Origin of the sequence: Enterococcus sp. 3H8_DIV0648, from assembly GCF_002140655.1 — a bacterium.
Classification (GTDB): Bacteria; Bacillota; Bacilli; order Lactobacillales; family Enterococcaceae; genus Enterococcus_A; species Enterococcus_A hulanensis.
This window is the reverse complement of record NZ_NGLG01000002.1, coordinates 491,918-516,825: the sequence shown is the minus strand read 5'-3', so window position 1 is coordinate 516,825 and position 24,908 is coordinate 491,918. Positions and strand designations below refer to the sequence as shown.

Genomic DNA, 24,908 nt, shown 5'->3' with positions numbered 1-24,908 from the left:
TATCGATTGTAACATAATAGCCCCCTACAATTAGATTATACTTAATTGTCTTGTATGTAATTCAGCGTTTTTTTCCGAATCGTTAATTAGTGAACCTTAGTAACCATTATTACAGTATTGTGATATGTGTCAATGCTATTGAGGTTTTATGCTACAAAGCCTACATTGATAGAGACTTTATATGAAGTAGTTCATAACTTTCAAAATAAACTCATGCTCCAATTTTGATTTTATGGCCTAGATACCCAGTTTCGGATGTATTTTGTCCGAAACAAATAAACTACCTGCTACACAGGTAAAAGATAAGTGGTTTTACCACCAAAAATACCATTCCTTTACAATAAGAGTGTTCAGGCTCAAAAAGAAAGGAATGGTATTTTTTGTAAACAAAGCAAACAGCTTAGCGCACACTAAATGGATGTGTAAATATCACATTGTTTTCACTCCAAAGTTTAGACGAAAAGTGATCTACAATCAAGTGAGAAAAGATTTAATAGAGATTTTTCAACGCTTGTGCAAGTATAAAAGGATAGAGATTATTGAAGGACATATGATGCCAGATAACGCTCATCTTTTAGTGAGTATTCCACCGAAAACGAGTGTATCAAATTTTGCAGGGTATCTGAAAGGAAAGAGCGCACTGATGATCTTCGAAAAACATGCCAATTTGAGATATAAGTATGGAAATCGAAAATTTTGGGCAGAACGTTATTGGTAAGTACGGTGGGATTGAATGTATATTAGAGAGCAGGCGTAACACGACCAAGCAGTCGACAAATTGAATGTAAGAGAGTATGAATATCCATTTTCAGATGGAAGATTTCGAAAAAATAAACCAGTTTAACTGGTTGTGAAAGTGGCAAAGATACGGATACTGAACAATGTGAAGGGTAACGTCTTGAGATGTAGTCATAGCAACAAGGGGTTTTACCTGCAGAGCAAACCACCCGTTTTCACGGGTGTTTTTGATTTGTTCATCATTTCATTTTATGTCGCTGATACAATTCGTCGACGGTATCGTAGCGATGAATCGTCCCTCCACCGGCTATGATACTGATCTCACAGTCACGTTCGATGGCGCGGGCTTGTTTGCTGAGCCGCGTTAAATCCTTGAAATCATAAAAACTAAGCAGATCAGTCGTCGCCAAGTCGATCGATAAATCTTCTTTTAGCGAGCTTTGCAGGCTGCCGGCGGTCAAAAAGGCCAAGGCAGCATTGCCAGTTTGTTCGCAGCTATAGATTTTGTTGAAGCTGGAGCAGACCTCCTCATACCAGCTGGCGGTTTGATGATAGTCGGGTTTTGAGCTGGGAATTTCGGCAGTTAAAACGGGTTCTGGATAACGAGCTTCTGGTTGATGCAAAAACGCACATGTTGACGTAAATAGTTTTTTAGCAGCCTGTTGTAATACTGGTAACGTTTGAGCTTGTAGGATGGCCTGATAGCCTTGCAAAAATTTCTCAGGCAGTGCGTCCATTTTTTGCAGTTCTTGATATTGTTCCTTCATTCCTTTATGGAAATAGGTTTGATTTTGATAGGCGATACTTTCAGAAAGTGAACTTAATTGTTTAGCAGCTAATTCTCTGGCAAAGCTGAGACTATCGGTGTGCTGAATTTTTTGATTAAGCTTGCCAGCCTTTGTCAAACGCGCAATTGCTCGTTCTTGCATTAGCTGTTTGTCCGCCAGCTGCCGCTGCATTTGTTTTTGCAAATCCTCAAAACGCTGCAGTTCCTGCGGTGAATAGCTGTAAATTACCCGAGAATCACCTAGTAAAGGCGATAAACTGTTTTTGAAATCGGCAATCTCCTCCAATATTTCCCATGACAAAGGGAAGATATCATAACCGATCCCTTTTAAAATGAAGGTTTCCGACAGCTCGTGATTTTTTGAGCGGGGAATGTAGAACACGTCGACATCGGAAAGCGCTGTGGCATTTCCAGTGACGTAGGAGCCGTAGCACACGACCAAAGCGATTTCCTCGGCTAAGTGATTCGTTCGCTGAGTTATATAGGTTAAAACTTGCTCTTGAAGCTTCATAAAAACTCCTTTCCATAGGCTTTTTAACTAACTATAGCATGGATCAAAAATAAGAAGAACGGTTTTCCAGTGGAAAATCGGCAAATTATCCGAGATTTTTGTCAAGCTATTTTTGCGTATTTCTAAAAAAAGTCAAAAAATGGCACACTTTTTGGACAAAATGTGCCAACCATCAAAACCCAATTGACTTTGCTGCTTTTCTGGGAGTATCGTTTAAGCGTGATCACAAGCAAACAAGGAGGCGACAATATGTTAGACAAGAAGCTGACAATCGAAAAAATATTCAGATTAAAGAGAAAAACCATCGAGAAACGTCTGATGGATTATTACGAAGAGACTCGCGATGAAAATGGGACAGTCCAGATATTGATCGCGCTTCAGGTGCGAGATGAGTTGGGGACAGCGGATTTTTCCTTTTTCTTGAAGGACTTAGTTCATCATCTATTCTTAAAAACTAAATCAACCCGTGCATTGCGCCGCTATTATATTTACTTTAAGGAATATTTTGACGGAAAGGATTGGCGTTTGATAACGCTGCGCCTATTTCCGGCTAAAACCTTTTTCGCTGAAAAGCTGGAGGAATTATATACGCAATTCATCAAGGAGCCGCTGCAAGGATTAGCGGGCTCATGACAGATAAAACAAGCCGAAGAATAAAAATGCTAAAACGAAAGGAAGAAAAGCATGTTAAGTTTAGCCGCAACTTTTGAAAACAGTGAAGGAAAAACACACCGCTGGCGCATGAAGGACCCAGATCCCAATAAGCCTAATGACGCCATCAAAGCGACGCTAGAAAAATTAACGACACTCAATCTATTTGAAAAAGACGGTGTCAAGTTATTCCAAAAAGTCACTGGTGCGAAATTTATCGAGAAAATCGTGACACCCGTTTTTAATAAAGAGCAAGAAGAGACAGTCTCTGAACCAATTAAAGAGGAGGTTCCGGTTGTTGAACCAATCGTTGAACCAATCGTTGAACCAATCGTTGAACCAATCGTTGAGCCCGTTGTCGAAGTCGCAGAAAATTCTGCCGAACTGCCCCGCGATCTGCAAAAATTGATCGTGAAAAAGGAAATGATCGAACCCGAACTTATGCGCCTTGTATTTAAGCTGCCTGAAGGCGTCGAAGAAGGAGATATGAACCAAATGGAAGCTGTGTCGTTAATGATGGCACTCAAGCCGCAGAACAGCACTATTGTGGACCTTGATCAGGATGAGAAACATCCAGACCGCTTCATCCTGACTATCAGGATCGATGAACCTGCCCCCAAGGCGACGCAATCGCCCCTCGTAAAAGGAAAGCGAAGGCGGATGTTAGGCTGGCTTAAAGAATAAACTATTTTGAATCCAACACTAGTCATGGCAGAAATTGCCTTGAGGGAATAACTAGTGCGCACGTTATTCCTTTCTTTGACTTGATTACCTGATCCGAAAGCAGCGTTTGGCTTGAAAAAAAGCGGCTTTCGGTTTCAGGTTCTTTGGCATACATTCATTTCAAGTCGTCTGCGAAGGTAAATCACTTTCTACCTGCTATACTAAAAAAATACCAACATGTTCCAGTTTAGCAAAAAAAGGGAGAGAAGCAGCGATGAAAAAAGCAGTATTGATTGTCAATCCCAGCTCTGGGAATGAAGAGGCGAAGGATTACAAGAAGCAGGCTCAAGAAAAATTGGAAAGCTTTTTTGATGAAGTAGAGGTACGAGAGACAGAACAGGGCGGCGACGCGACGAAATTTGCCCGCGAAGCTGCTGAGGAAAAGGTCGACAGTGTCTTTGCGATGGGCGGCGATGGAACGGTCAATGAAGCGATCAGCGGTCTGGCTGAGCAGGAGTATCGGCCGAAATTCGGCTTTTTCCCGCTGGGGACAGTGAATGATTTGGCGCGCTCCTTGAATATTTCGATGGACCCTGAAGAGGCGATCGCGTCTTTGGATGTGGAGCGAAAAACCGCCTTGGATATCGGCAAGCTCAACGACGACTATTTCATGAACATCGTGTCTGTCGGCAGTATTCCAGAAGCCATCAGCGATGTGGACGTGGAGGAAAAGACGAAGTTTGGCAAGCTGGCGTATTTTGTCAATGGCGTCAAAGAGGTCTTCAATGATGAACATTATCATTTTACTTTAGAAATCGATGGCGAAAAGACGGAGATCGAAAGTAGTGCGGTGGTGATCGTGCTAACGCGGACGATCGGCGGCTTTACTCATATCGTTCCAGAGGCGAAAAATAATGACGGCAATCTGTATTTGCTGTATCTAAAGGATCAAAGCATCGCGGATCGGCTGAAGAGTGTGCCGGATATTGTTAAGGGCGTGGATCAATCCACCGAAAATATCGGTTATCGACCATTTAAGGAAGGCCGTTTGACGGTGAAAGAGGACGCGGATCTGCATCCGAGTGTTGATGGCGATGAGGGGCCGGCGCTGCCGTTGTCGTTTAAAGTATTGCCGCAGCATTTGGAAGTTTATTATGGCGGAGAATAAATTTTAAAGAAGTCGTTCGATCATAGTGATCGGGCGGCTATTTTTTTTTGGCAATCCCAATCTAAATTTCTCATTAAAAATTCTCGCCAAAATGCGACTAAAAGTGAGAGTGTTTATCAGTAAAAGCAGATTGGGACGGATTTTTTCGGCAGAATTCAGCAATTTTTTTCACTAAAATAGTTTTTTTCCTTTTTCCTCAAATTTCGTAAAAGGAAAGCGCATAGGCTGAACATTTGGCAATTTATTTGTTAAGGATTATAGTTAGTACAGAAAGGGTTTTTATTTTAGTTTTGTTATTCACAATTGTAGGGGAGGAATTAAAATGGATATAGTGACGTTGGCCCGTTTTCAGTTCGCCATGACGACGGTTTTTCACTTTTTCTTCGTGCCATTCTCGATCGGGATGGTTTTGGTTGTAGCCATTATGGAAACTTTATATGTTAAAACGAAAAATGAAAAATATCGGCAATTGGCGAAATTCTGGGGAAATATTTTCCTATTGAGTTTTGCGGTGGGCGTCGTGACTGGGATCATCCAAGAGTTTCAATTTGGGATGAACTGGTCAGATTATTCACGGTTCGTCGGAGATATTTTTGGCGCGCCGTTAGCAATAGAGGCTTTATTGGCCTTCTTCATGGAGTCGACATTCTTAGGACTCTGGATTTTTACGTGGGATCGGGTAAAACCGGGCCTGCATCTGGTTTTTATTTGGTTAGTAACGATTGCTTCGATGTTATCGGCCTTCTGGATTTTAGCGGCAAACAGCTTTATGCAGCATCCAGTCGGTTATACCCTTCGTAACGGACGAGCAGAAATGACTGACTTTGGTGCGGTGATCGCCAATCCAAAAGTATGGTATGAATTTGGCCACGTAATCGCAGCAGCGATCACGATGGGCGGGATGATCGCGGCAGGACTTGCGGCCTTCCAATTGTTAAAACGCAAAGAACCTCAGATGCGGGAATTCTTCATGAAATCAATGCGGATCGGCCTTGTGATCACTTTATTTGGTTCGATCATGGTTTTAGGTGCAGGAGATGCGCAAATGAAGGCCTTGATTGAAGGTCAGCCGATGAAATTTGCGGCGATGGAAGGAACCTACGAGGATACAGGAGACCCGGCGGCGTGGACCTTGATCGCTTGGGACAATGAGCGGGAGCATAAGCAGGTATTTGGTGTGCAAATCCCCTATATGCTAAGTATTCTTTCTTATAATAAACCATCTGGTTCCATCAAAGGGATGGATACTGTTAACAAAGAATTGGTCGAAAAATACGGCGACCGCAATTATTATCCGCCGGTAAATGTCTTGTTCTGGAATTTCCGGATCATGGCCGGCTTTGGTATGCTAATGTTGTTAGTAGCGATTCTGGGCTTGTTCTTCACCCGGAAGAAGAAACCGATCCTTTATGAAAAACGCTGGATGCTGTGGGTCATGGGGCTTTGTACCTTTGCGCCGTTTTTGGCAAATACCGCTGGTTGGCTAGTCACTGAATTAGGACGTTATCCATGGACTGTTTATGGCTTGTTTACTATTGAGGACAGTGTTTCGCCGAATGTTTCGGTCGCTTCATTATTAACATCAAATATCATTTACTTCCTATTGTTCTCAGGCTTGGCGGTAACGATGATTTATTTAGTCAAACGAGAATTAAACAAAGGACCAGGACTTGATCAAATGAATCAGGACACGGATTCAACTGATCCTTTCGACAAGGGGGCGTTCACTCATGAGTAGTTTACAGTTATTATGGTTTTTATTGATCGGCGTCCTGTTTTCCGGCTTCTTCTTTTTAGAAGGCTTTGACTTTGGTGTCGGCATGTCGGTACAGACGTTAGCTCATGATGAGCATGAAAAAGATCAGATCGTAGAAACGATCGGACCGGTTTGGGATGGCAATGAGGTTTGGCTGTTGACGGCCGGCGGAGCGATGTTCGCATCATTTCCATATTGGTACGCGTCATTGTTCAGTGGGTATTACTTGATTCTGTTTATTATTTTGTTCGGTTTGATTATCCGGGGCGTGTCTTTTGAGTTCCGCAGTCATATGCCGAAGGAACACAAACAGCTCTGGAACTGGACATTGAGTATCGGCAGTTTTCTTGTCCCATTCTTTTTCGGCGTCTTGTTCATTAGTATGATCCAAGGCATGCCGTTAGATGCGAATCACAATATGATGGCGACCTTTACGGATTACATCAACTTGTACTCCATCGTCGGCGGGGTAGCGTTGACTTTATTGTGCTACCTGCACGGACTGAATTATATCGCGTTGCGCACAGAAGGTCCGGTTCGTTATCGGGCAAAAAATTACGCGCAATTCTTATATGGCGTACTGTACGTTGGCTTGGTGGCATTTGCGGTGCTGATGTATTTCAAAACCGATTTCTTCCAAAACAACTTTGCGGTTACGTTGATTTTACTCGCTGTGATCGTGCTGCTTACAGTGATCGCGAATGTTTCTGTCTTTAGAAATAAGGAAATGCTGGCGTTTATTACTAGCGGTTTGACCTTGATTGCTTTAGTGGCTTTATTGTTCAGCGGCTTGTTCCCGCGGGTCTTGATCAGCTCGATCCCCGGCAATGACCTGTTGATTGAAAATGCTTCATCAAGTCCGTATACGTTGAAGATCATGTCATATATTTCATTGACGATCTTACCGTTCGTATTAGGTTATACGGCATGGACGTACTACATTTTCCGTAAACGGATCAAACATCCCCATGAAGTTGAAGCACAATCTGGATATTAGGATGTCAGTCCAGCTTTTAGCAGAATAAAAAGTGGAGCCTCAAACACAAAATATAGCTCCAATTAACACCCAAGCAGTTTAGCTGGATGATATACGGCATGACAATCAAACTCATTTTTCGTCTTTTTGAAAAATGAATACATTAAAAGGAATTAGGATGTCAGTCCAGCTTTTAGCAGGATAAAAAAGAGGAGCCTCAAACGCATAATTTTGCACTGACTAACATATAAGCAGTTTAGCTGGATGATATACGGCACGACAATCGAACTCATTTTTCGCATTTAGAAAAATGAATACATTAATAGGAATTAGGATGTCAGTCCAGCTTTTTGCAGAATAAAAAAGAGGAGCATCAAACGTATAATTCTGCTCATATAAACACCCAAACAGTTTAGCTGGATGATATACGGCACGACAATCAAACTCATTTTTCGTCTTTTTTGAAAAATGAATACATTAATAGGAATTAGGATGTCAGTCCAGCTTTTAGCAGAATAAAAAAGAGGAGCATCAAACACAGAAGTATGCTCTTACTAACATGCAAGCAGTTTAGCTGGATGATATACGGCATGACAATCAAACTCATTTTTCGTTTTTTGAAAAATGAATACATTAATAGGAATTAGGAGCTCAACCATGATCGACAAGAAGTTATTACAACTTCCCGGTATCAAAAAAATTCTGATGTTGCTTGCAGGATCTGCTGTCCTGCAAGCAATCTTTATAATTGGGCAAGCGTACGGCTTAGCGATGGCGATTACTCATTTATGGAACGGGGAAGGATTAAACAACCAAATCAACTGGCTAGTGCTGTTCTTTGCTTCCTTCGCGCTGCGGCACCTGATGACTTATCTGCGGGAGCATTTTTTAGAAGAGTATGCTTACCAGCAAGCCAAAGATCTGCGGAGTCAATTGCTGCGGAAGATATTTCGCTTAGGCCCTGAGGTCGTGCAGAAGCAGGGGACCGGCAGCGTGGTCACCACCGCACTGGATGGGATCAATCAGGTGGAGGAATACCTGCATTTGATTCTGCCGAAAATGCTGAATATGATGATCATTCCATGGATTTTATTAGTCGCGATCTTTTTGCTGGACTGGGAATCTGGGGTGGTCTTATTGATCGTCTTTCCGTTGATCATTATTTTTATGATCATCTTGGGCTATGCGGCGCAAAGCAAGGCGGACAAACAATACACGGTCTTTCAAATTTTGTCGAACCACTTTATTGATTCGCTGCGGGGGATCGACACCTTGAAATTCTTCGGCATCAGCAAGCAATACAGCAAGAGCATCTATACGACGAGCGAACGCTTCCGCAAGGCGACCATGAGCACGTTGAAGGTCGCGATCCTTTCGACCTTCGCGTTGGATTTCTTTACGACATTATCGGTGGCTGTGGTCGCGGTCATGTTGGGGCTGCGTTTGATTAATGAAGCGATCTTCTTATTTCCAGCGTTGACGGTATTGATCTTGGCGCCGGAGTATTTTCTGCCGATTCGCGATTTTTCTAGTGATTATCATGCGACTTTGGACGGGAAAAATGCGATGGATGACGTTAATCAGATTCTGGAATTATCAGAGAGTCAGACTGCGACGATCGATTTGCCAACGTGGTCAAATGATAGCCGATTGACGGTAGATATGCGTTACAACTATGCGGAAAAACTAGGTGCAGAGGTTGATTTTACCGTACAAGGCTATAAAAAAATCGGGATCATCGGGATGAGCGGGTCAGGAAAATCTACCCTGATTAATTTGCTGAGCGGCTTCTTGCGACCGGATGAAAGTCAGATCAGCTTGAATGAGCAGACTATACCGGCTTTTGACCAGCCGCAGTGGCAGGAACAGCTCATTTATATTCCGCAAAATCCCTATATTTTCCAACGCTCGGTCCGGGAAAATATCGCCTTTTATCATCCGCAGGCCAGCGATGAGGAAATATTGAAGGCCGTTGAAGTTACCGGCTTAACAGAATTATTGCAGGAATTGCCGGAAGGCTTAGACACGATTTTAGGCGAAGGCGCGCGGACGTTAAGCGGGGGACAAGCGCAACGGATCGCATTAGCACGAGCCTTCTTGGATCAAGAGCGGAAGATTTTATTGTTCGATGAACCGACAGCTCACTTGGATATTGAAACAGAAGTGGAATTAAAGGAACGAATGCTTCCTTTGATGGAAAATCATTTGGTGTTCTTTGCGACTCATCGCCTGCATTGGCTGGCGGAAATGGATTATCTGCTGGTGATGGATCATGGCAAGCTGGTGGAGCAGGGAACCTTGGAAGAATTGAAACAAAAAAATGGCGCCTTTACAACATTGAGTCAGGCATTGCGAGGTGATGAGGCATGAATCGAATCGGCTTATTCCAAGCCTTAAAAACAGACGAATGGGTCAAACCCTTTTTCAAGCAGTACAAGAAATCGCTGTTTCTAGCACTGACCTTAGGCTTCATCACGTTCTTTTGTGCCGGTGCCTTGATGTTCAACTCAGGCTTTTTGATCAGTCGGGCGGCTTCTTTACCAGAGAATATTCTGCTGATCTATGTACCAATCGTTTTGACGCGAGCATTCGGGATCGGGCGGCCAGTCTTTCGTTATGTCGAACGTCTAGTCAGTCACAACTGGGTCTTGAAGATGACGTCGAACTTACGAGTGAAGCTGTATGATTCATTGGAGCAGGACGCGATCTTTTTCAAACAGAATCATCGCACAGGTGATATTCTCGGTTTGCTTTCTGAGGATATCAACCATATTCAAAACCTGTATCTGCGGACGATCTTCCCAACGATCATCGCGTGGCTGCTGTATGTCTTTATCATTATCGGGATCGGCTATTTTTCACCCTTCTTCGCTTTGGCGATGCTGCTGCTTTTAGGGATCGTGGTATTTTTACTGCCATTGTGGTCTGTGATCATCAACGGTGCACGGCAGGAACAGCAGAAGCAAATGAAAAATCAGCTATATAGCGATTTGACGGATAATGTTTTAGGCGTGTCCGATTGGATTTTTAGTCAACGGGGGCAGGATTATGTGAACCACCATGAAGAATCCGAAGAAGCCCTGCGTGAAGTCAATCGTAAGCTGCAAAGCTTCCAGCGCAAACGCAATTTCATTTTGCAATTGATGTTTGGCGTGATCACGATCGCGCTGTTATTCTGGACCAGTCGTCAATTTCCCGGAAATCATGGGGGAGCCGCAAACTGGATTGCGGCATTTGTGTTATCGGTCTTTCCATTGATCGATGCCTTTGCGCCGCTGCCGGCTGCCGCACAAGAAACCAACAGCTATCAAGACTCCATCAAAAATTTGAACGATCTGCCGGCAATTCAGGAGCAGCAGACAGTCGCGCCGACCGTTTCTGGTCCATTGACCTTGAAGATCGATCAGCTGCATTATCATTATCCTGAAAGCAAAAAGGACGTGTTATCAGGCGTTGATCTGACCTTGCGTCCAGGGCAGAAAATCGCGATTTTAGGACGAAGCGGCTCAGGCAAGAGTACGTTAGCCAATTTGATTCGCGGCGATCTGCGGGCAACTGAGGGGGCAATCACGCTGAATGGCGAGGAGACTTACAAGTTCGGCGACGACATCAGCCAATACTTAGGAGTTATCCATCAAACGCCGTACTTATTCCATACTACGATCGCGAATAATCTGCGAATCGGAAATGAAGCGGCGGCAGATGTGGAGCTTTGGCAAGTCTTGACTCGTGTCGGTCTGAAAGAGCTGGTGGAAAATTTACCAGAAGGTCTAGAAACGATGGTGGATGAAGCCGGTCTGCGCTTTTCTGGCGGCGAGCGGCAACGTTTAGCCTTAGCCCGAATTTTGCTGCAGGAGGCACCGATTATTTTATTAGATGAACCAACCGTCGGACTTGATCCGGTGACAGAACAAGCGTTGATCAATACCTTTTTCCATGAGCTTCAAGGAAAAACGGTCATCTGGATCACCCATCATCTGCAGGGGATCGATGCGATGGATCAGGTCATCTTTATCGAAGACGGCCACCTAACAATGCAAGGCAGTCCCGCTGACTTAGAACAAAGCAACGCCCATTATCGAAAGCTGAAACAAATCGATAAAGGGATTATATAAAGTGGAAGCCTCTCCGGTATTCGTCTGGAGAGGCTTCTGCTATTTGTGAGTAAAATAATCTCACTTTTCCCCTTGACTCCCACGTTACGTGCTGGTCCATACTAGTATTAAAGAAAGAGCTACGAGGAGGAATTTATTATGGCAAGACCAACGACAAAAAACGATTTACTGCAAGCAGGCAGCGAGGGCTACAAGAAAATGAGCGATTTGCTGGGCTCGCTCCCAACAGAAAGCCTAAATGCGACCTTTACTTTTGATGTCGAAAAGGAAAAACAAGCTCATTGGAAACGGGACAAAAACCTGCGGGATGTCTTGATTCACTTATATGAATGGCATCAACTGCTGCTGAATTGGGTCAAGGCGAATCAGGCAGGCAAGGCGCAGCAATTTTTAAAAGAAGGCTATAACTGGAAAAACTATGGTGCGATGAATATCGAATTTTGGGAGAAGCACCAAACCACCAGCTATGAAGAAGCTCGTCAATTGTTGGATGAAAGCCATCAGCAGGTAATGGAGCTGGCGGACACTTTTACTAATGATGAGCTATTTTCAAAAGGTGTCTTTCCATGGGTAGGCGGCAGTCCGCTAGGCAGCTACTTTGTTTCAGCCACTTCAAGTCACTATGATTGGGCCGCGAAGAAAATCAGAAAGTTCAAGAAGTCGTTATAAACGATGGATGAAGAGCAGCGTGATCTGCTCTTTTTTGGAATTGATTTAACGAGCTAAAAATATCGCAAACAAGATATTTAGAAATATCCTACCACTTGTCTCTAGGCGAATGACTGACCATGTGTTTTTCTGGTACAATTAAAGAAAATGCAGGTTGGAGGCAGGATATGAAAAAGAGCAAGGTTGTTTTAGCTGCTGGCGTTCTAGGTGCCGCGGCGATCATAATGAAGAAGAAGCTGGGAAATGAAACCGTCACCAAGCATCTGATCCCGCGTCATTGGGACGAACAGGAGATCGAGGAACGGCTGCAGGACTTCACTCAAAAATTAGCTGCAGGAGAGGAAGAAGTGCTAGAAGCCTTCGTTTTGGGTAAGGAAGGCAAGCATTTTACTCCTTTAAAAGGGCAAAAATTAACCTTTTTAACAGCGCGTTTCATGAGTCTATATAAGATCAAAGGCGATAGCCGCAATAATCTGCGGGGGTTAGTCACTTATCGTGTGGCGACACCGAAAAAAGAGTACACCTATTTGCTCCAAGTCGCTCGGCTAGCAGACGGCGAAAAGCTGGACTGGTATATCCAGAAAATCATTCAGCAAGATCATGGCATCAAATACCCTAATCAATATTTGCTGCAGCTGACACCGGTTCGACCGAATGAGGAGCTTTGCCAAATCGAAACGGACGCGGGAACGATCACTCTGCGGGTTTTCCAGCAGGACGCACCGAAGGCAGTCAAAAATTGGCGCGGGCTTGCCAAAAGAGGCTTCTATGATGGCACACCGTTTGCACGAGTAATCAAGGATTTTGTGATTCAAGGCGGCGCATTGGATGGTTCCGGCGAAGAAGCTCAGTCGATCTACGGCGGCTATTTTGAAGATGAGGTCGATGAAGGCCTGTATCATTTTGATGGCGCGGTTTGCTTCGGCAATCATGGACCGAATACCAATGGCAATCAGTTCTACATCGTGGAGCGCAATCATGTCGATCAGGAACAATTGTATCGCATGAACCTGCCGCTGAAGGTTCGTTCCCACTATGAAGCAGTCGGCGGCATTCCAGAGCTGGACGGACGTTACACGGTTTTTGGTCAAGTGATTGAAGGCATGCCAGTCGTGCGCGCAATCGCTAGTCAAATGACCGATGAAAAGGATGCGCCGTTAGAGCCAATAATGATCCAGAAAATCAGCTTTAAAAAAGCAAGTCAGAATTAATCTGGCTTGCTTTTTTCAGCTTAAATTCAGTTGTAACTCCCCGCTATTTACTTCGATTAAACCGCTTTGAAGTCAGCAAGTAAAGCAGAATCAACACCAGCAGAATAATCATCCGCAGTATCGCAGGCGGACTCCAGACAAAAATGACGAATGCGGCGATTAATAGGTAGAGCAAGGTAGCATAGACCATAGAAACGCTCCTTCAGTTATTTTATATAGGACAGAAGTTCGTTCTTTCTCCAATATACCGACAAAAAAAGTTAAGGAATGCTTAAATCAGCTTCCCTAACTCTCTTTATAATACCATATTTTTGGAGACAATTCAAGATTGTCTTTTTTTCGTGATTGTGCTATTTAGTCTCTGAAAGGGGCGGATGAAGAAATGGCACAGTTTGACTTAACGTTATTTAACCAGTTCTTAGCGCAGCAAAACGACAACCCGCGAACGGTGATTAATCACGCACTGCAGGCGAACCAAAAGAGTTTTCAATTATCGGTGGCAGATTTTACCGAGCTTGCTGAGGAACGCAAGCAGCTTTTTACGGAGCATCATTTAGTGGATTTTAGTTGGCAGAATGCGCAAGCGTTGGCAGGCTTTTTAGCTGAGGAAGCCATTTTTTACAAAAGCGATTTTCTAGTGCATCTGTCGGTCTGCCAAGCGCTCTTTTATTATTTGCGTTCTTATCATCCCGGTTGTGTAACGGATCAAGAGATCTTGGAAGCAATCGAAGCACGCTATCAGAAGTATCAAGGGGATTTGGAAATGCTGCAGGGCTCATTTGAAGATTTCCCGGAATTGGAGGCGGACGAATGAAAAATGAATTATTAGATCCGGCTTTCTATCCTTTTTTCATGAAGAAACTGCAGGAGCGGCTGAGCGGTTCCAGCGTCATGCCGGTGGATCAGGCGGAAAGAATCCAGCAATCCATCGAATTTGTCTTAGCCAACGGAGAAGCAGGGAACTTGTCCGAACGTTTTGAGCAGGGGAAAGATCAGCTGAAACAGCGCTTAGCCCAGCTCCAAGAACTATATCAAGCGATTCAGGAGAATTATCAAAGCTTTGGCATCGAATCATTAGAGGAGAGCCTAGCTGAAATCGACAACTTTTTCTCGGCGTATGATCTTGAGTTTGGTGCCGCTGAAGTCGATCAGGCCTTTTTGGACTATCAGCTGGCCGAAGCTGTACCGGCTGATTTTGTCGGACTCGATTTCTATGAGCGCTATTTGCACAATTTAGCGGCTGAAGTCTTTTTCCTAAAGCAAATTCCTGAAACACAAGTTTATGAACTGCTGGAGCATTATCAGCAGGATTTAGGTTTTGATTATCGTACCGATGTGAACAATCTATTCGAGATCGTCTTTAAACAAATGATCGGCAAACTGCTTCTTGGGAAAAAAGCGATCCATACTTTATTGCTAAATCAAATTGAAGCTCAATATGTTTTAGGCCGGATCAAGGACCAAACGGACTTCCCAGAGCTGGAACAGCTTTTTCAGCAAAATGATTATTATCGCCGAATATTCGCTCACTTTCAGCTAACGGTTCAACGGCTGCTGGTGCCTGAGAGCGCTGTTCACTTCTTTGTGGTGACCAAGGATAGGAAGAAGCGCCTAGAATTGCCGCCTGCAATGACCGCCAGCCGCTTCAATCAGCTAATGGAAGCTTATTCTATCGCGGATAAACAAGAGAAAATCCGATTGATTACCAGTGAAATTTCAGCTCCAGCAGATTTTGAAGAATATGTGGAAATATCAGCAGAAAGCATGGAGTTTTATAAAAATCTTTTAAAGGAGTTCGATAAAGACTTTATAAAGGTTCTTTTAATCTTTGAAATGAACAAACTCGACTATACATCATACGCGGAAATCGTTGGTACGAAAGAGTTCGATGAGTTTTCGGAACTTTTAAAAGATTATATAAAAACTCTTCCAGAAGATGAACTTTCGGCCTTATTTAGAGCAGTAGATGAGTATCAATTACTCCTTGATGACTTCTCCTAGATAGGATTGAACCAGTTAAATACATCACAATTAATAAATTCACTAATAATCTGCTCGACCAGATTTGTTTCCAGAATGGAAAGTTATGAAATAATTAGTTGGAATCCTATTAAACTAGCAACTTCTATCAAATAATATAATATCAAACGTTATTTAATGAGCAGTATTCAACGGAAATAGCCATTTATCCATTAAGTTGTAGGCAAATAGCAAAGAGCTTTTTGCTTAGGAGGCAATGGAAAATGAGTACCTATTTAAAATTTATCGTAATCGCCGCGCTTTTCATTAGTACTGGCGCCGCATCCGTATTGGCAGACTCGCAAGCGAGTTCATCAAGTACGACGAGTCAAACAACAGTCAAACAATCGTCAACCAAAAAAGCCGAAGCTTCGACAGAAAAATCTTCTGCGGCTTCATCTAGTCAAGCAGCCAGCAGTTCGACCGCTGCAAGTGAATCATCTACGCAAGCAAGTGAAGTTCCAGCGGTTGCCAGCAGTTCTGAAGAAGTAAATGCACAGGCAGCACCAACCGTTGAATCAACGGAAGCGAATGATCGACCAGCACCAACAGTTAATGAAGCAGAGACGACAAATGAAACAACGGCTCCAGCTGAAGAAAATCAAAATGCCGCAAATCCTGCACCGACATCAATACAAGCAGATCAGTTAATGGTCAATGGACAATTGATCTCTTATGCAAATGCGGGGCAAGGAAATGGTCAAGCGATCATTGATGCCAATCCCAATGTAGTCGCAACATGGGGCGGCGCCGCTGTACAATCTGGAAATGACGGAGTCAACACTCATTTCATTGGTCATAACCCAGGAATTTTTAATGTCTTATTCTCAGTAGGCACTGGCGCAACGATCGAAGTATCCGATGGTTCAAACAATGTAACGTCATATACTGTTTCGCAAATCGTGACCGTGGATGATTCCGGTATCGCCGAAGACGGCACTGATTATTGGGATCAAATTACAGGCACTGGCGGCGGTGAACGCATCACGTTACAAACCTGTATCAACGACGACTACAACTTAATTGTTTTCGCCAATAAATAAACAGCAAAGAGCAGTCCCGTAATTAGTTTCTACGGGACTGCTCTTTTTTATTGATTCATTATTTTCTCAGAGAAATAGATTTCTTGGGCGGTCCTTAATTTCAGATTGCCCAGCTCCTTCAGATGCTTGCGGGCCGAATTCTTTTGCACCGCAACGATTAGGTTCAATAGGTTTTCGCGATCGGAGGCCGAGAAGAAATTGTTCACGATCAGCACATTGTCATTATCATACCCATCGATCGGATTATTGCTCAAGACAATGTCGTATGAAGCAAAGTTTTCGAAATCATCGGGTCCGGTTGCAATAACTGGTTCTTTGAAAGTATCAACGACGATCCGCTTACTATAATTAGCGATCAAAAAGTCCTGCAGCATTTCCGCATGCTTCCGACCTAAATCACTGATTACCAGAATCGTGACTTTTCGGCGTAATTTTTCTAAGTGCACCGGCAAATGAGACCATTCCTTCATTAATACGAAAAAGACATTGTTCAGACGAATGTCCGTCCACAGCTCCGGCGATTTCTTCTCGATATCCTTCAAGTGAATCTTGACTAAGGAAGAGAAGATCGGGTAGACCAGCTGGATTTCACGGGCGAACTTTTGATGCTTATCAAACAGCATGATCTGGCGATACGGATAGAAATTATACTCCACATACCAAGACATCATCTCCTGCATGATTTTTCGTTTGTCATCACGCTCCAGCGGATATTCGATCGCCTGCGAGATATTTTTCAAGAAGGTGTCGATCTTACTGTTGATCCGCACGATTTGTTCCGGATTGTCCCAATTATAAAACTCATGATAAACCGTTCGGCTGATTTCCTTGTACCATTTTTGCGGTAATTTAAAGTCCGTTCCAGCTAGCAGATGCTCCGCAAAGGGCCGGCTGAAATCTAAGACCTTATCAATCGTATCGTCTTCTTCCTCATAGACGCTTTCCGGTAAATAGAACCCTTGATGCATGCGATTTAGAGTCACCATAAATAAATAAGCGGCCTCTTGAATCTCGCGATCGTCTAAGGAGACGTCAAAATCCGTCGAGGTACGCATGATGAAACAAGTCGTTTCTTCATGATTTAGTGTAAAAGGCCATTGGTTGACCCCATAAGCTTCCGTATAATACTGCTGGTAAAAGAAACGCACCCAGCGTTCATCAGGTCCGACGACTCGAAAGGGCGAACGTTCCAATTGCAGACCGCGCCGCTTTAAAAACTCTTCTAAAGCATTGACCATTCGATAAAAGGACGCCTCGCTCATGAACAATTCATTGATCCAGTAATCCGCATCTTGATTCGATTCATACAGCATTTTTTCCAAAAATTGAAACTCAAGGGATTCTTGGAAAATCTTGCCATAGACATTCCCAAGCTTATTGGAGGTAATGTTGTTCAAGCGGACACCCTGAAATTTTGAATACTCGATATAAATATAGTCTCCCCAAAACTCATTGATAAAGTCAATGTCAGAAAGAAGCGTTTTGACAGAGCAATCAACGGTTCTGGCGGCTTCTTTAATATCGCACCAAGAAGGCAGCTGATCCAAAAACTCAACGAACTGGATTCGTCGATTAGTAGAGGAGTTAAGTAATTGTTTCATATTTGACTCCTTTCAAAATAATTATTTTCCATTACAATTTTACCGATTTTCTTCAAAAAAAGCGAGTCATTTAGTTAGATAATAGGGAAAATTGTCAAAAATGAAGAATTATTTCACGTATTTTCTTACTGAATGCTATGGTATGATAGAAAAAAATGGAGGAGCGAAACAATCGTGATTAACTTACAAAAAACAGCAGCACCCCAATTAGATAAAGACGTTCTGCCAGTCCAACTGACTGATGAAACAATGGACATCCGCAAAGCCAGTTTATTAAAGAAAATGCAGGCAGATAATTTTGATGCCGTCGTGATATACGCTGATCTGGAGCATGGCGGCAATTTTGAATATTTCACCGGCTTTGTCCCGCGCTTTGAAGAAGCCTTATTGGTCATTCATCAATCCGGCGAAGCCTACTTAGTTTTAGGCAACGAAAATCTGAATAAGGTTCCTTTTGCCCGGATCGCAGCGACAGCAGTCCATCTGCCGCATTTTTCACTGCCGAATCAACCGATGCACACAGCGTTAAGTGTGCCGGCGATTTTGAAGCAAACTAAGCTTGATCAGGCTGCTTCGATCGGCTTGATCGGCTGGAAGAACTTCACCAGCCAGCATGATGACAATGCCGCACTATATGACCTGCCATACTTTTTAGTAGACGGGCTAAAACAAGCGGCTCCTGAAGCAAGCTTTAAGAATGCGGCGTATTTGATGATCGGTGAAAACGGTCTGCGCACAACCAACAACGCCAACGAGATCGCCCACTACGAATTTGGCGCCATGCTTGCTGGAAATTGTATCCTAAACGCTATGGATCAGTTGGCAGTCGGAAAAAGCGAAATGGAGATCGGCGCCTATCTGAATGATTTTGGTCAAACGCCGAGTGTCGTAACGATCATGGCAACAGGCGCGCGTTTTGAGAAAGCGAACCTGTATCCGACAGAGAAGAAAATCCAGCTGGGGGATCGAATTTCCATGACCAGCGGCTATAAAGGCGGCCTGCAAAGTCGCGGCGGTTACGCCGTCCACACCAGCGAAGAATTACCTGAAGCGGAACAAGATTATTTGGATCGTGTCGCCAAGCCTTACTTCAATGCAGTTAAGACTTGGTTCGAGACCATCGCTATCGATATGCAGGGCGCAAATTTATACGATAAAATCGAAGAGGTCTTACCTAAAGAGCAATATGGCTGGCATTTGAATCCCGGTCATTTATGCGGGGATGAAGAGTGGCTGGCTTCACCGATTTATCCTGATTCAAGCGAAAAAATCAAAAACGGCATGCTTTTCCAATTCGATATCATTCCTTCGGTTCCAGGCTATTCTGGTGCCAGCTGTGAAGGCGGTGTTGTTTTGGCAGATGAACATCTGCGTGCTGTTATTCAAAACGAGTATCCAGAGATGTGGTCCCGCATGCAAGCACGCCGCAGCTATTTAATAGAAGAAATCGGAATTCAGTTAAGTGAAGAAGTCTTGCCGATGAGCAATGCGGCGGCCTATTATCGCCCATTTTTCCTAAATAAAGAGTCAGCTTTATCAGCTGTCTAAGTTATAAGATCCTCAAGGGAGAGTCCTTTGGGGATTTTTTTCATTTTATACAAAAATTTTAAAGTTTAAGGACTAATACTTTAGACTGATTTTGTTAAATATTTAAGCATTTCATTATAAATGTGTTATAGTTTAATTAGACAGGCAGTCGGTCAAAAAAGAAAAGGGATGAGAAGAATGCGTGTATCAAAGGATCCAACGGTGCGGAAAAATGAAATTCTGGATATTGCCGGTAAGCTTTTTGCCGAAAAGGGATTTGATCAAACCAGCACTGGAGAAATTATTGCTCAAGCAGGAATTGCCAGAGGAACTTTGTATTATCACTTTCAATCAAAGGAAGAAATCATGGATGCCTTAGTGGAACGAACGACCAATGAATTGTTTACAGCGGCTAAGCAGGCGTCAGACGATTTATCGCTTCCCATTTTTCAACGCTTTATTCAAACCGTCCTTGCACTGCGTTTGGATACTTCAGCGGAGGAAGGCCAAGACATGATGGATTTTGTCCATCGACCGCAAAACGCGTTGATGCATCAAAAGGTTCAAGCAGCAGTGGTAAAGGAAATTACGCCAGTGCTGACGAGAATTGTGGAAGAGGGGATTGAACAGGGGCTCTTTCAGACAGAATATCCTTATGAAGCGGTGGAAATGGCCATGATTTATGCCAACACCGTTTTCGATGCGCAGGAATTAGCATCAAGCGAAGAAATGAAAGTGCAGCGTGTAAATGGCTTCTTTTATCTTTTAGAACGAATGTTAGGTGTCGAAGAAGGGCTTTTAGCAAAAGAAATGGAGGGTATGTTTGATTAATATGTGGGAGAAAATGAAGGAGGAACGGGTAATATGTATGGCAGGTTAATTACAAATGACATCAAAAAAAGTAAGCTGGTGACAGCGGCAACGACGATTTTTATTGCGATCACCGCAATGCTGGTCTCGTTAGCCGCGATTCTAGTCATCAATTTGGCAGGCTCGATCGATGGGATGATGGAGCGGGCAAAGACACCGCATTTCATGCAAATGCATTCAGGGCAGATCGACCAAAGAAAAATGGAGGACTTTGCGAGATCACAGCCGAATCTGGCGGATTGGCAGGTTTTGGATTTTTTAAATGTCGATAATACAGAGCTGTTCATCGCTGGAAAGCCAATGACCGACAGCGTTCAGGATAACGGCTTTTCGGTTCAAAGTAAAAAATTTGATTTTTTAGTTGATACGAAGGATCAGATCATTCAGCCAAAGGTCGGCGAGGTCTATTTGCCGATCATTTATGAGCGTGAAGGAATTGCGAAAAAAGGAGATTTACTGGAGGTAAAGGGACATAAGCTAATCGTCGCCGGCTTCCTGCGGGATTCTCAGATGAACGCGTCGCTTTCTTCGTCGAAACGCTTCATTGTGAATCAAAAGGATTATCAAATGCTGGAAAAATACGGCAACGTCGAATACCTGATCGAATATCGCTTAAAAGATCTTGATAAAATCAGTGATTTTGAAAAGGCGTATATCAAAGCAGAACTGCCAGCCAATGGTCCCGCCTTGACACATACCTTATTCCGCATGATGAATGCGTTATCCGACGGCATCATGATCGCTATTATTTTACTTGTCAGCTTATTGATGTTAGCGGTGGCTTTTTTATGCATTCGTTTTACGCTTTTATCAAAAATTGAGGACGACTATCCAGAGATTGGTGTGTTAAAAGCGATCGGGTTAAGAAATTCAGATATCAAGCGTTTATATTTAGCGAAATATACGGCGATCGGGTTGGTCGGCTGTTTATTGGGCTATCTGCTTTCGTTTGCTTTTCGCGGTATTCTGCTGGAAAACATCCAGCTGTATATGGGTAAGAGCGGGAATCAGGGATTGTCTATGCTTGTTGGTCTTTTAGGGACGGTTTTGATTTTCTTCGGCGTTTTATTGTATGTCAATCTAGTGCTGCGCCGCTTCCGCAAAATTTCAGCCGCATCGGCGATTCGTTTTGGCGTTTCGCAAGAGAAGGTTCGCGGCGGCAAAGGGCTGAAAATTGCTGGACGTTCCTTCCCGAAAGTGAATGGTCTGTTAGGGATCAAGGATGTATTGTCGCGGAAAAAATTGTATGTGACGTTGTTTACAGTGCTGCTGCTGTCTTCGTTTATTTTGATTTTGCCGCAGAATCTATATAGTACAGTTTCGTCTCAAAGCTTCTCGCGTTACATGGGAATCGGACAATCTGATCTGCGTTTAGATATCCAGCAAACAAAAAATATTCCTGAGAAAACAGCAGAAATCATGGATACGCTGAATCAGGACAAACAAATAAGTAATTCTGTTGCTTTGACTACCAAAGCCTTCTCGCTGATCAAAAATGGCAAGGCCGAGGATCAGTTGAAGATCGAACTCGGCGATCACACGATTTTTCCAGTCGAGTATGCCGAAGGTGAAGCACCGCAGAAAACCAATCAGATCGCTTTATCCAGTTCGCTGTCTGATGACCTGGAGAAACCCTTAAATAGTACATTAACGGTACGAACCTCAAAAGGCGATCGCAAGCTGAAGGTTTGCGGCATTTATTCCGACGTTACCAATGGCGGCAAGACCGCCAAAGCCATGTTCACTGATCAAAAAGCTGCGACAATGTGGTGTACGATCAGCGGAAATGTGAAGGGCAGCGTTACACCAAGTGAAAAAGCCAAAGAATACAGTTCGAAATTCAACTATGCCAAGGTTTCAGATATCAAGCATTACATGCAGCAGACGTTTGGTTCAACGATTCAAACAGTCGCGACCGCTGCGAAAGTGGCAGTGATCGTGGCATTAGTCATCACCGCCTTGATCGTATTATTGTTTATCAAGATGCTGCTGGCAAAAGATCGCCATGAGATCGCCGTTTTACAGGCGCTAGGCTTTACCAGCCGCGATATTCGCCAGCAATATTTTATGCGTTCCTTGGTGATCGTCGTATTAGGGACGATTATTGGAACCCTGCTGGCAAGTACATTGGGAGGACAGGTAGCGGGTATCGCCATGTCTATGATGGGTGTCACCACCTTCCGCTTTACGATTAATCCGCTGGTCAGCTTTGTCTTATGTCCGTTAGGCATGCTGCTGGTAACCTTGCTGGCAACGACGCTAGCGACCGCTTCATTACAAAAAATAAAAATCAGCGATAATATAAAGGAATGATGACGATGAAAAAAATGATTGTTGGAACCAATATTGAAAAATCTTTTGGACAAGAAAAAGTCCTGCGCAATGTTTCTGTGGAGATCGCTCCCGGTGAATTTGTCTCCATCATGGGACCTTCCGGCTCAGGAAAAACTACCTTGATGTTTGCTTTAAGCGGGATGGATGAGATCGATGCCGGCAGCGTTCAGTTTGACGGCAAAGAATTAGCCGCTCTTTCTGAAAATGCCTTAGCCGACCTGCGAAGAAAACAAATGGGCTTTGTTTTTCAGCAGCCGACGCTGTTAAAAAATCTAAATGTATTAGACAATATCGTTTTACCCGCCCAAAAAGGCAATGAAAAGCAAGCCAAGGCCTTGAAGGAAAAAGGACAAGAATTAATGAAGAGAATGGGCATCGCCGGCTTAGAGCAAAGAGATATTACGCAAGTCTCCGGCGGTCAGTTGCAGCGGGCCGGTATCTGCCGCGCACTGATGGGCGATCCGCAAATTATTTTCGGGGATGAGCCGACAGGAGCCTTGAACTCCAAGTCAGCACAAGAAATCATGGACATCCTAGCTGAGATCAATCAACAGGAAACAGCAGTCTGCTTAGTGACCCATGACGCGAAAGTCGCTGCTCAAACCCAACGTGTTCTGTTCATGAGCGACGGTCAGATCGTGAGCGAACTCCATTTTTCACCAGATGACAAACAAAATCTGGAGGAACGAATGGTAAAGGTTACCGAGAAAATGCGGGAAATCGAGATTTAAATCTTTGATTAGTAAGAAGGGACTGCGTTGAAGCACCTAACGCAGTTCTTTTTTGTCATTTATCAACTACCTTCTGCATGATATGCTAGTTAACGAGAGGAGGGCATCACATGATCGAAAGCAGACTATTGCAGATTCTTTTTATTCTATTGGAAAATGGGTCGGTGACGGCACCGGAGCTGGCTGAAAAATTCGAAGTATCTGCCCGCACGATTTATCGTGATATTGACGCGCTGAGTGCGGCAGGTGTTCCGGTTTATGCAGTCAGAGGCAAGGGCGGCGGCATTTTTATTCAGGAAAACTATGTTATGGACAAGACGCTATTTTCTGATGAAGAACAAAAGGCGATCCTGATCGCTCTCCAAAATCTGAATCTGACTGAGGGCGCTGCCACGAGTTCATTAGTTGAAAAACTAAGCACACTTTTTCAAAAGGAACGACTTGATTGGCTGGAGATCGATTTTTCCGATTGGACCGGCTTGCGCAATCATTTCTTCGACGAGCTTCAAGAAGCAATCCTGTCTCAAAAAGTGATCCAAATAAATTATTTAAGCAGTCAGGGACAACTCACTGAACGAGAATTGGAGCCGCTGAAATTAGTTTTTCGCGATAAGGCTTGGTACCTCTACGCGTTTTGTCGTTTGAGAGAAAATGACCGACTCTTCAAAATTTCCCGAATACGGGAATTAAACCTCCTAGACGAAACATTCAAACGAACCGTGCCTGCTAAAGTATTCTCACAAAAACCAACACCGCCGAAAAAGGTGGTCGAGCTGACACTTTTATTTGATGCCGGAGCGGCGTATCGAGTACAAGAAGAATTTAATGACATCGTGCAAAACGAAGACGGAAGCTCGGTCGTAGTCATTAAATTTGCGGATGACGAATCAACCATGAACTATCTCTTTTCATTTGGCGATCATTTAGAAATATTAGAACCGCAAACGTATCGCAATAAAATGGCTGAACGGATTGAAAAGCTGTTGAACAAATACCGAACTTGACATTCGCTGACGAGTTTCACTTGCTAAACTGACATTAAAGGAGGCATTTTAATGAAACCAATATTAAAGAATCAAGCTGAATTTCCCACCGTTGAGAACTTAGCCAAGCACCTATCGAAGGAAAATCTTAGTCTTTACCAGCAGCTTTTAACGGTGCTGCACGAAAATTCCTATATGGAAGACTGGAACTACTACAAAGATGGACATAACTGGTTAAGCAAAATACTATTCAAAAAGAAAAATCTCGGCTGGATCTCGATCTGGGAGACTGGTGTAAAGGTCAACGTTTTTTTCAGTGAACGCGTGTGGCCACTGCTGGTCGCAAATGAATTATTCGCTAAGCTCGAAGCCAACGAGGCGTCCATTCAAAAAAATGGCAAGTTAAACACGGTGTTGATCCCGATCCAAGATCAAGCCAGTTTGCAAACAGCCGTTGAATTAGTGAATTTCAAGAAAAAACTAAAATAAGCATAAATTGGAAGTGCTGGAGAGCTTGAGTCATCGACCCTCCAGCACTTTTTTGCATTTTTTTAG

The 24,908-nt window shown here is 43.5% G+C and carries 21 protein-coding genes and 1 pseudogene; 19 read left to right on the top strand and 3 right to left on the bottom strand.

Features of this window, described 5'->3' with window-relative positions; all coding sequences use genetic code 11:
* Positions 1 to 370: 370 nt before the first annotated feature.
* A pseudogene (gene tnpA, locus A5875_RS18835) lies at positions 371 to 844 on the top strand (IS200/IS605 family transposase).
* 133 nt (positions 845 to 977) lie between these two features.
* Here the strand turns inward: tnpA and A5875_RS18830 are convergent.
* Entirely contained in the window at positions 978 to 2,036 is a 1,059-nt protein-coding gene (locus A5875_RS18830) for a nucleotidyltransferase domain-containing protein (RefSeq protein WP_088935116.1), read from the bottom strand.
* Between the two features lie 249 nt (positions 2,037 to 2,285).
* On the opposite strand from A5875_RS18830, the gene A5875_RS18825 reads away from it, so the two are divergent.
* The 9 genes from A5875_RS18825 (at position 2,286) to A5875_RS18780 (ending at position 13,245) form a co-directional block, all read left to right on the top strand.
* Positions 2,286 to 2,669: a hypothetical protein gene (locus A5875_RS18825; protein ID WP_088935115.1), complete on the top strand. Its 384-nt coding sequence runs from the start codon at positions 2,286 to 2,288 to the stop codon at positions 2,667 to 2,669.
* Between the two features lie 51 nt (positions 2,670 to 2,720).
* On the top strand, positions 2,721 to 3,371 hold the full coding sequence (locus A5875_RS18820) for a DUF2922 domain-containing protein (RefSeq protein ID WP_088935114.1): 651 nt from the start codon (positions 2,721 to 2,723) through the stop codon (positions 3,369 to 3,371).
* Between the two features lie 253 nt (positions 3,372 to 3,624).
* Complete coding sequence (locus A5875_RS18815; RefSeq protein ID WP_088935113.1) at positions 3,625 to 4,518, top strand: diacylglycerol/lipid kinase family protein; 894 nt, start codon at positions 3,625 to 3,627, stop codon at positions 4,516 to 4,518.
* Positions 4,519 to 4,840: 322 nt separating this feature from the next.
* Positions 4,841 to 6,256, top strand: a complete 1,416-nt coding sequence (locus A5875_RS18810) for a cytochrome ubiquinol oxidase subunit I (protein ID WP_088935112.1) — start codon at positions 4,841 to 4,843, stop codon at positions 6,254 to 6,256.
* Positions 6,249 to 7,271: a cytochrome d ubiquinol oxidase subunit II gene (cydB, locus tag A5875_RS18805; RefSeq protein ID WP_088935111.1), complete on the top strand. Its 1,023-nt coding sequence runs from the start codon at positions 6,249 to 6,251 to the stop codon at positions 7,269 to 7,271. Before A5875_RS18810 ends, cydB begins: the two co-directional genes overlap by 8 nt.
* A 636-nt stretch (positions 7,272 to 7,907) precedes the next feature.
* Entirely contained in the window at positions 7,908 to 9,620 is a 1,713-nt protein-coding gene (cydD, locus tag A5875_RS18795; protein WP_088935109.1) for a thiol reductant ABC exporter subunit CydD, read from the top strand.
* Positions 9,617 to 11,365: a thiol reductant ABC exporter subunit CydC gene (gene cydC, locus A5875_RS18790; protein WP_088935108.1), complete on the top strand. Its 1,749-nt coding sequence runs from the start codon at positions 9,617 to 9,619 to the stop codon at positions 11,363 to 11,365. The genes cydD and cydC overlap by 4 nt, the downstream gene beginning before the upstream one ends.
* A gap of 138 nt (positions 11,366 to 11,503) precedes the next feature.
* Entirely contained in the window at positions 11,504 to 12,034 is a 531-nt protein-coding gene (locus A5875_RS18785; protein ID WP_088935107.1) for a ClbS/DfsB family four-helix bundle protein, read from the top strand.
* Between the two features lie 167 nt (positions 12,035 to 12,201).
* Positions 12,202 to 13,245, top strand: a complete 1,044-nt coding sequence (locus A5875_RS18780) for a peptidylprolyl isomerase (RefSeq protein WP_088935106.1) — start codon at positions 12,202 to 12,204, stop codon at positions 13,243 to 13,245.
* 43 nt (positions 13,246 to 13,288) lie between these two features.
* Here A5875_RS18780 and A5875_RS23845 read toward each other — a convergent pair whose 3' ends face one another.
* Positions 13,289 to 13,435: a hypothetical protein gene (locus A5875_RS23845; RefSeq protein WP_176244754.1), complete on the bottom strand. Its 147-nt coding sequence runs from the start codon at positions 13,433 to 13,435 to the stop codon at positions 13,289 to 13,291.
* A 192-nt stretch (positions 13,436 to 13,627) separates the two neighbouring features.
* Between A5875_RS23845 and A5875_RS18775 the strand changes: the two genes are divergently transcribed.
* The 3 genes from A5875_RS18775 (at position 13,628) to A5875_RS18765 (ending at position 16,307) form a co-directional block, all read left to right on the top strand.
* Positions 13,628 to 14,059: a DUF6323 family protein gene (locus A5875_RS18775; RefSeq protein WP_088935105.1), complete on the top strand. Its 432-nt coding sequence runs from the start codon at positions 13,628 to 13,630 to the stop codon at positions 14,057 to 14,059.
* On the top strand, positions 14,056 to 15,246 hold the full coding sequence (locus A5875_RS18770; RefSeq protein WP_088935104.1) for a DUF6179 domain-containing protein: 1,191 nt from the start codon (positions 14,056 to 14,058) through the stop codon (positions 15,244 to 15,246). The genes A5875_RS18775 and A5875_RS18770 overlap by 4 nt, the downstream gene beginning before the upstream one ends.
* Positions 15,247 to 15,488: 242 nt before the next feature.
* Positions 15,489 to 16,307 (top strand): class F sortase, encoded by an 819-nt coding sequence (locus tag A5875_RS18765; RefSeq protein WP_088935103.1) that lies wholly within the window; start codon positions 15,489 to 15,491, stop codon positions 16,305 to 16,307.
* 47 nt (positions 16,308 to 16,354) lie between these two features.
* On the opposite strand, the gene A5875_RS18760 is transcribed toward A5875_RS18765, so the two are convergent.
* Positions 16,355 to 17,908: a helix-turn-helix domain-containing protein gene (locus A5875_RS18760; RefSeq protein WP_088935102.1), complete on the bottom strand. Its 1,554-nt coding sequence runs from the start codon at positions 17,906 to 17,908 to the stop codon at positions 16,355 to 16,357.
* Positions 17,909 to 18,082: 174 nt separating this feature from the next.
* Here A5875_RS18760 and A5875_RS18755 point away from each other — a divergent pair, with 174 nt between their 5' ends.
* The 6 genes from A5875_RS18755 to A5875_RS18730 all read left to right on the top strand — a co-directional run bounded on the left by A5875_RS18755 (position 18,083) and on the right by A5875_RS18730 (position 24,842).
* On the top strand, positions 18,083 to 19,456 hold the full coding sequence (locus A5875_RS18755; protein WP_088935101.1) for a M24 family metallopeptidase: 1,374 nt from the start codon (positions 18,083 to 18,085) through the stop codon (positions 19,454 to 19,456).
* Between the two features lie 177 nt (positions 19,457 to 19,633).
* A complete protein-coding gene (locus A5875_RS18750; protein WP_088935100.1) occupies positions 19,634 to 20,266 on the top strand; it encodes a TetR/AcrR family transcriptional regulator in 633 nt (210 codons plus the stop codon).
* 33 nt (positions 20,267 to 20,299) lie between these two features.
* The gene (locus A5875_RS18745) at positions 20,300 to 22,618 is read left to right on the top strand and encodes an ABC transporter permease (RefSeq protein ID WP_088935099.1); all 2,319 of its coding nucleotides are present in this window, start codon (positions 20,300 to 20,302) and stop codon (positions 22,616 to 22,618) included.
* 5 nt (positions 22,619 to 22,623) lie between these two features.
* Positions 22,624 to 23,370, top strand: a complete 747-nt coding sequence (locus tag A5875_RS18740) for an ABC transporter ATP-binding protein (RefSeq protein ID WP_088935098.1) — start codon at positions 22,624 to 22,626, stop codon at positions 23,368 to 23,370.
* Between the two features lie 110 nt (positions 23,371 to 23,480).
* Positions 23,481 to 24,374 (top strand): helix-turn-helix transcriptional regulator, encoded by an 894-nt coding sequence (locus tag A5875_RS18735; RefSeq protein ID WP_088935097.1) that lies wholly within the window; start codon positions 23,481 to 23,483, stop codon positions 24,372 to 24,374.
* Positions 24,375 to 24,425: 51 nt separating this feature from the next.
* The gene (locus tag A5875_RS18730) at positions 24,426 to 24,842 is read left to right on the top strand and encodes a DUF3788 family protein (RefSeq protein ID WP_088935096.1); all 417 of its coding nucleotides are present in this window, start codon (positions 24,426 to 24,428) and stop codon (positions 24,840 to 24,842) included.
* Positions 24,843 to 24,908: the final 66 nt, after the last annotated feature.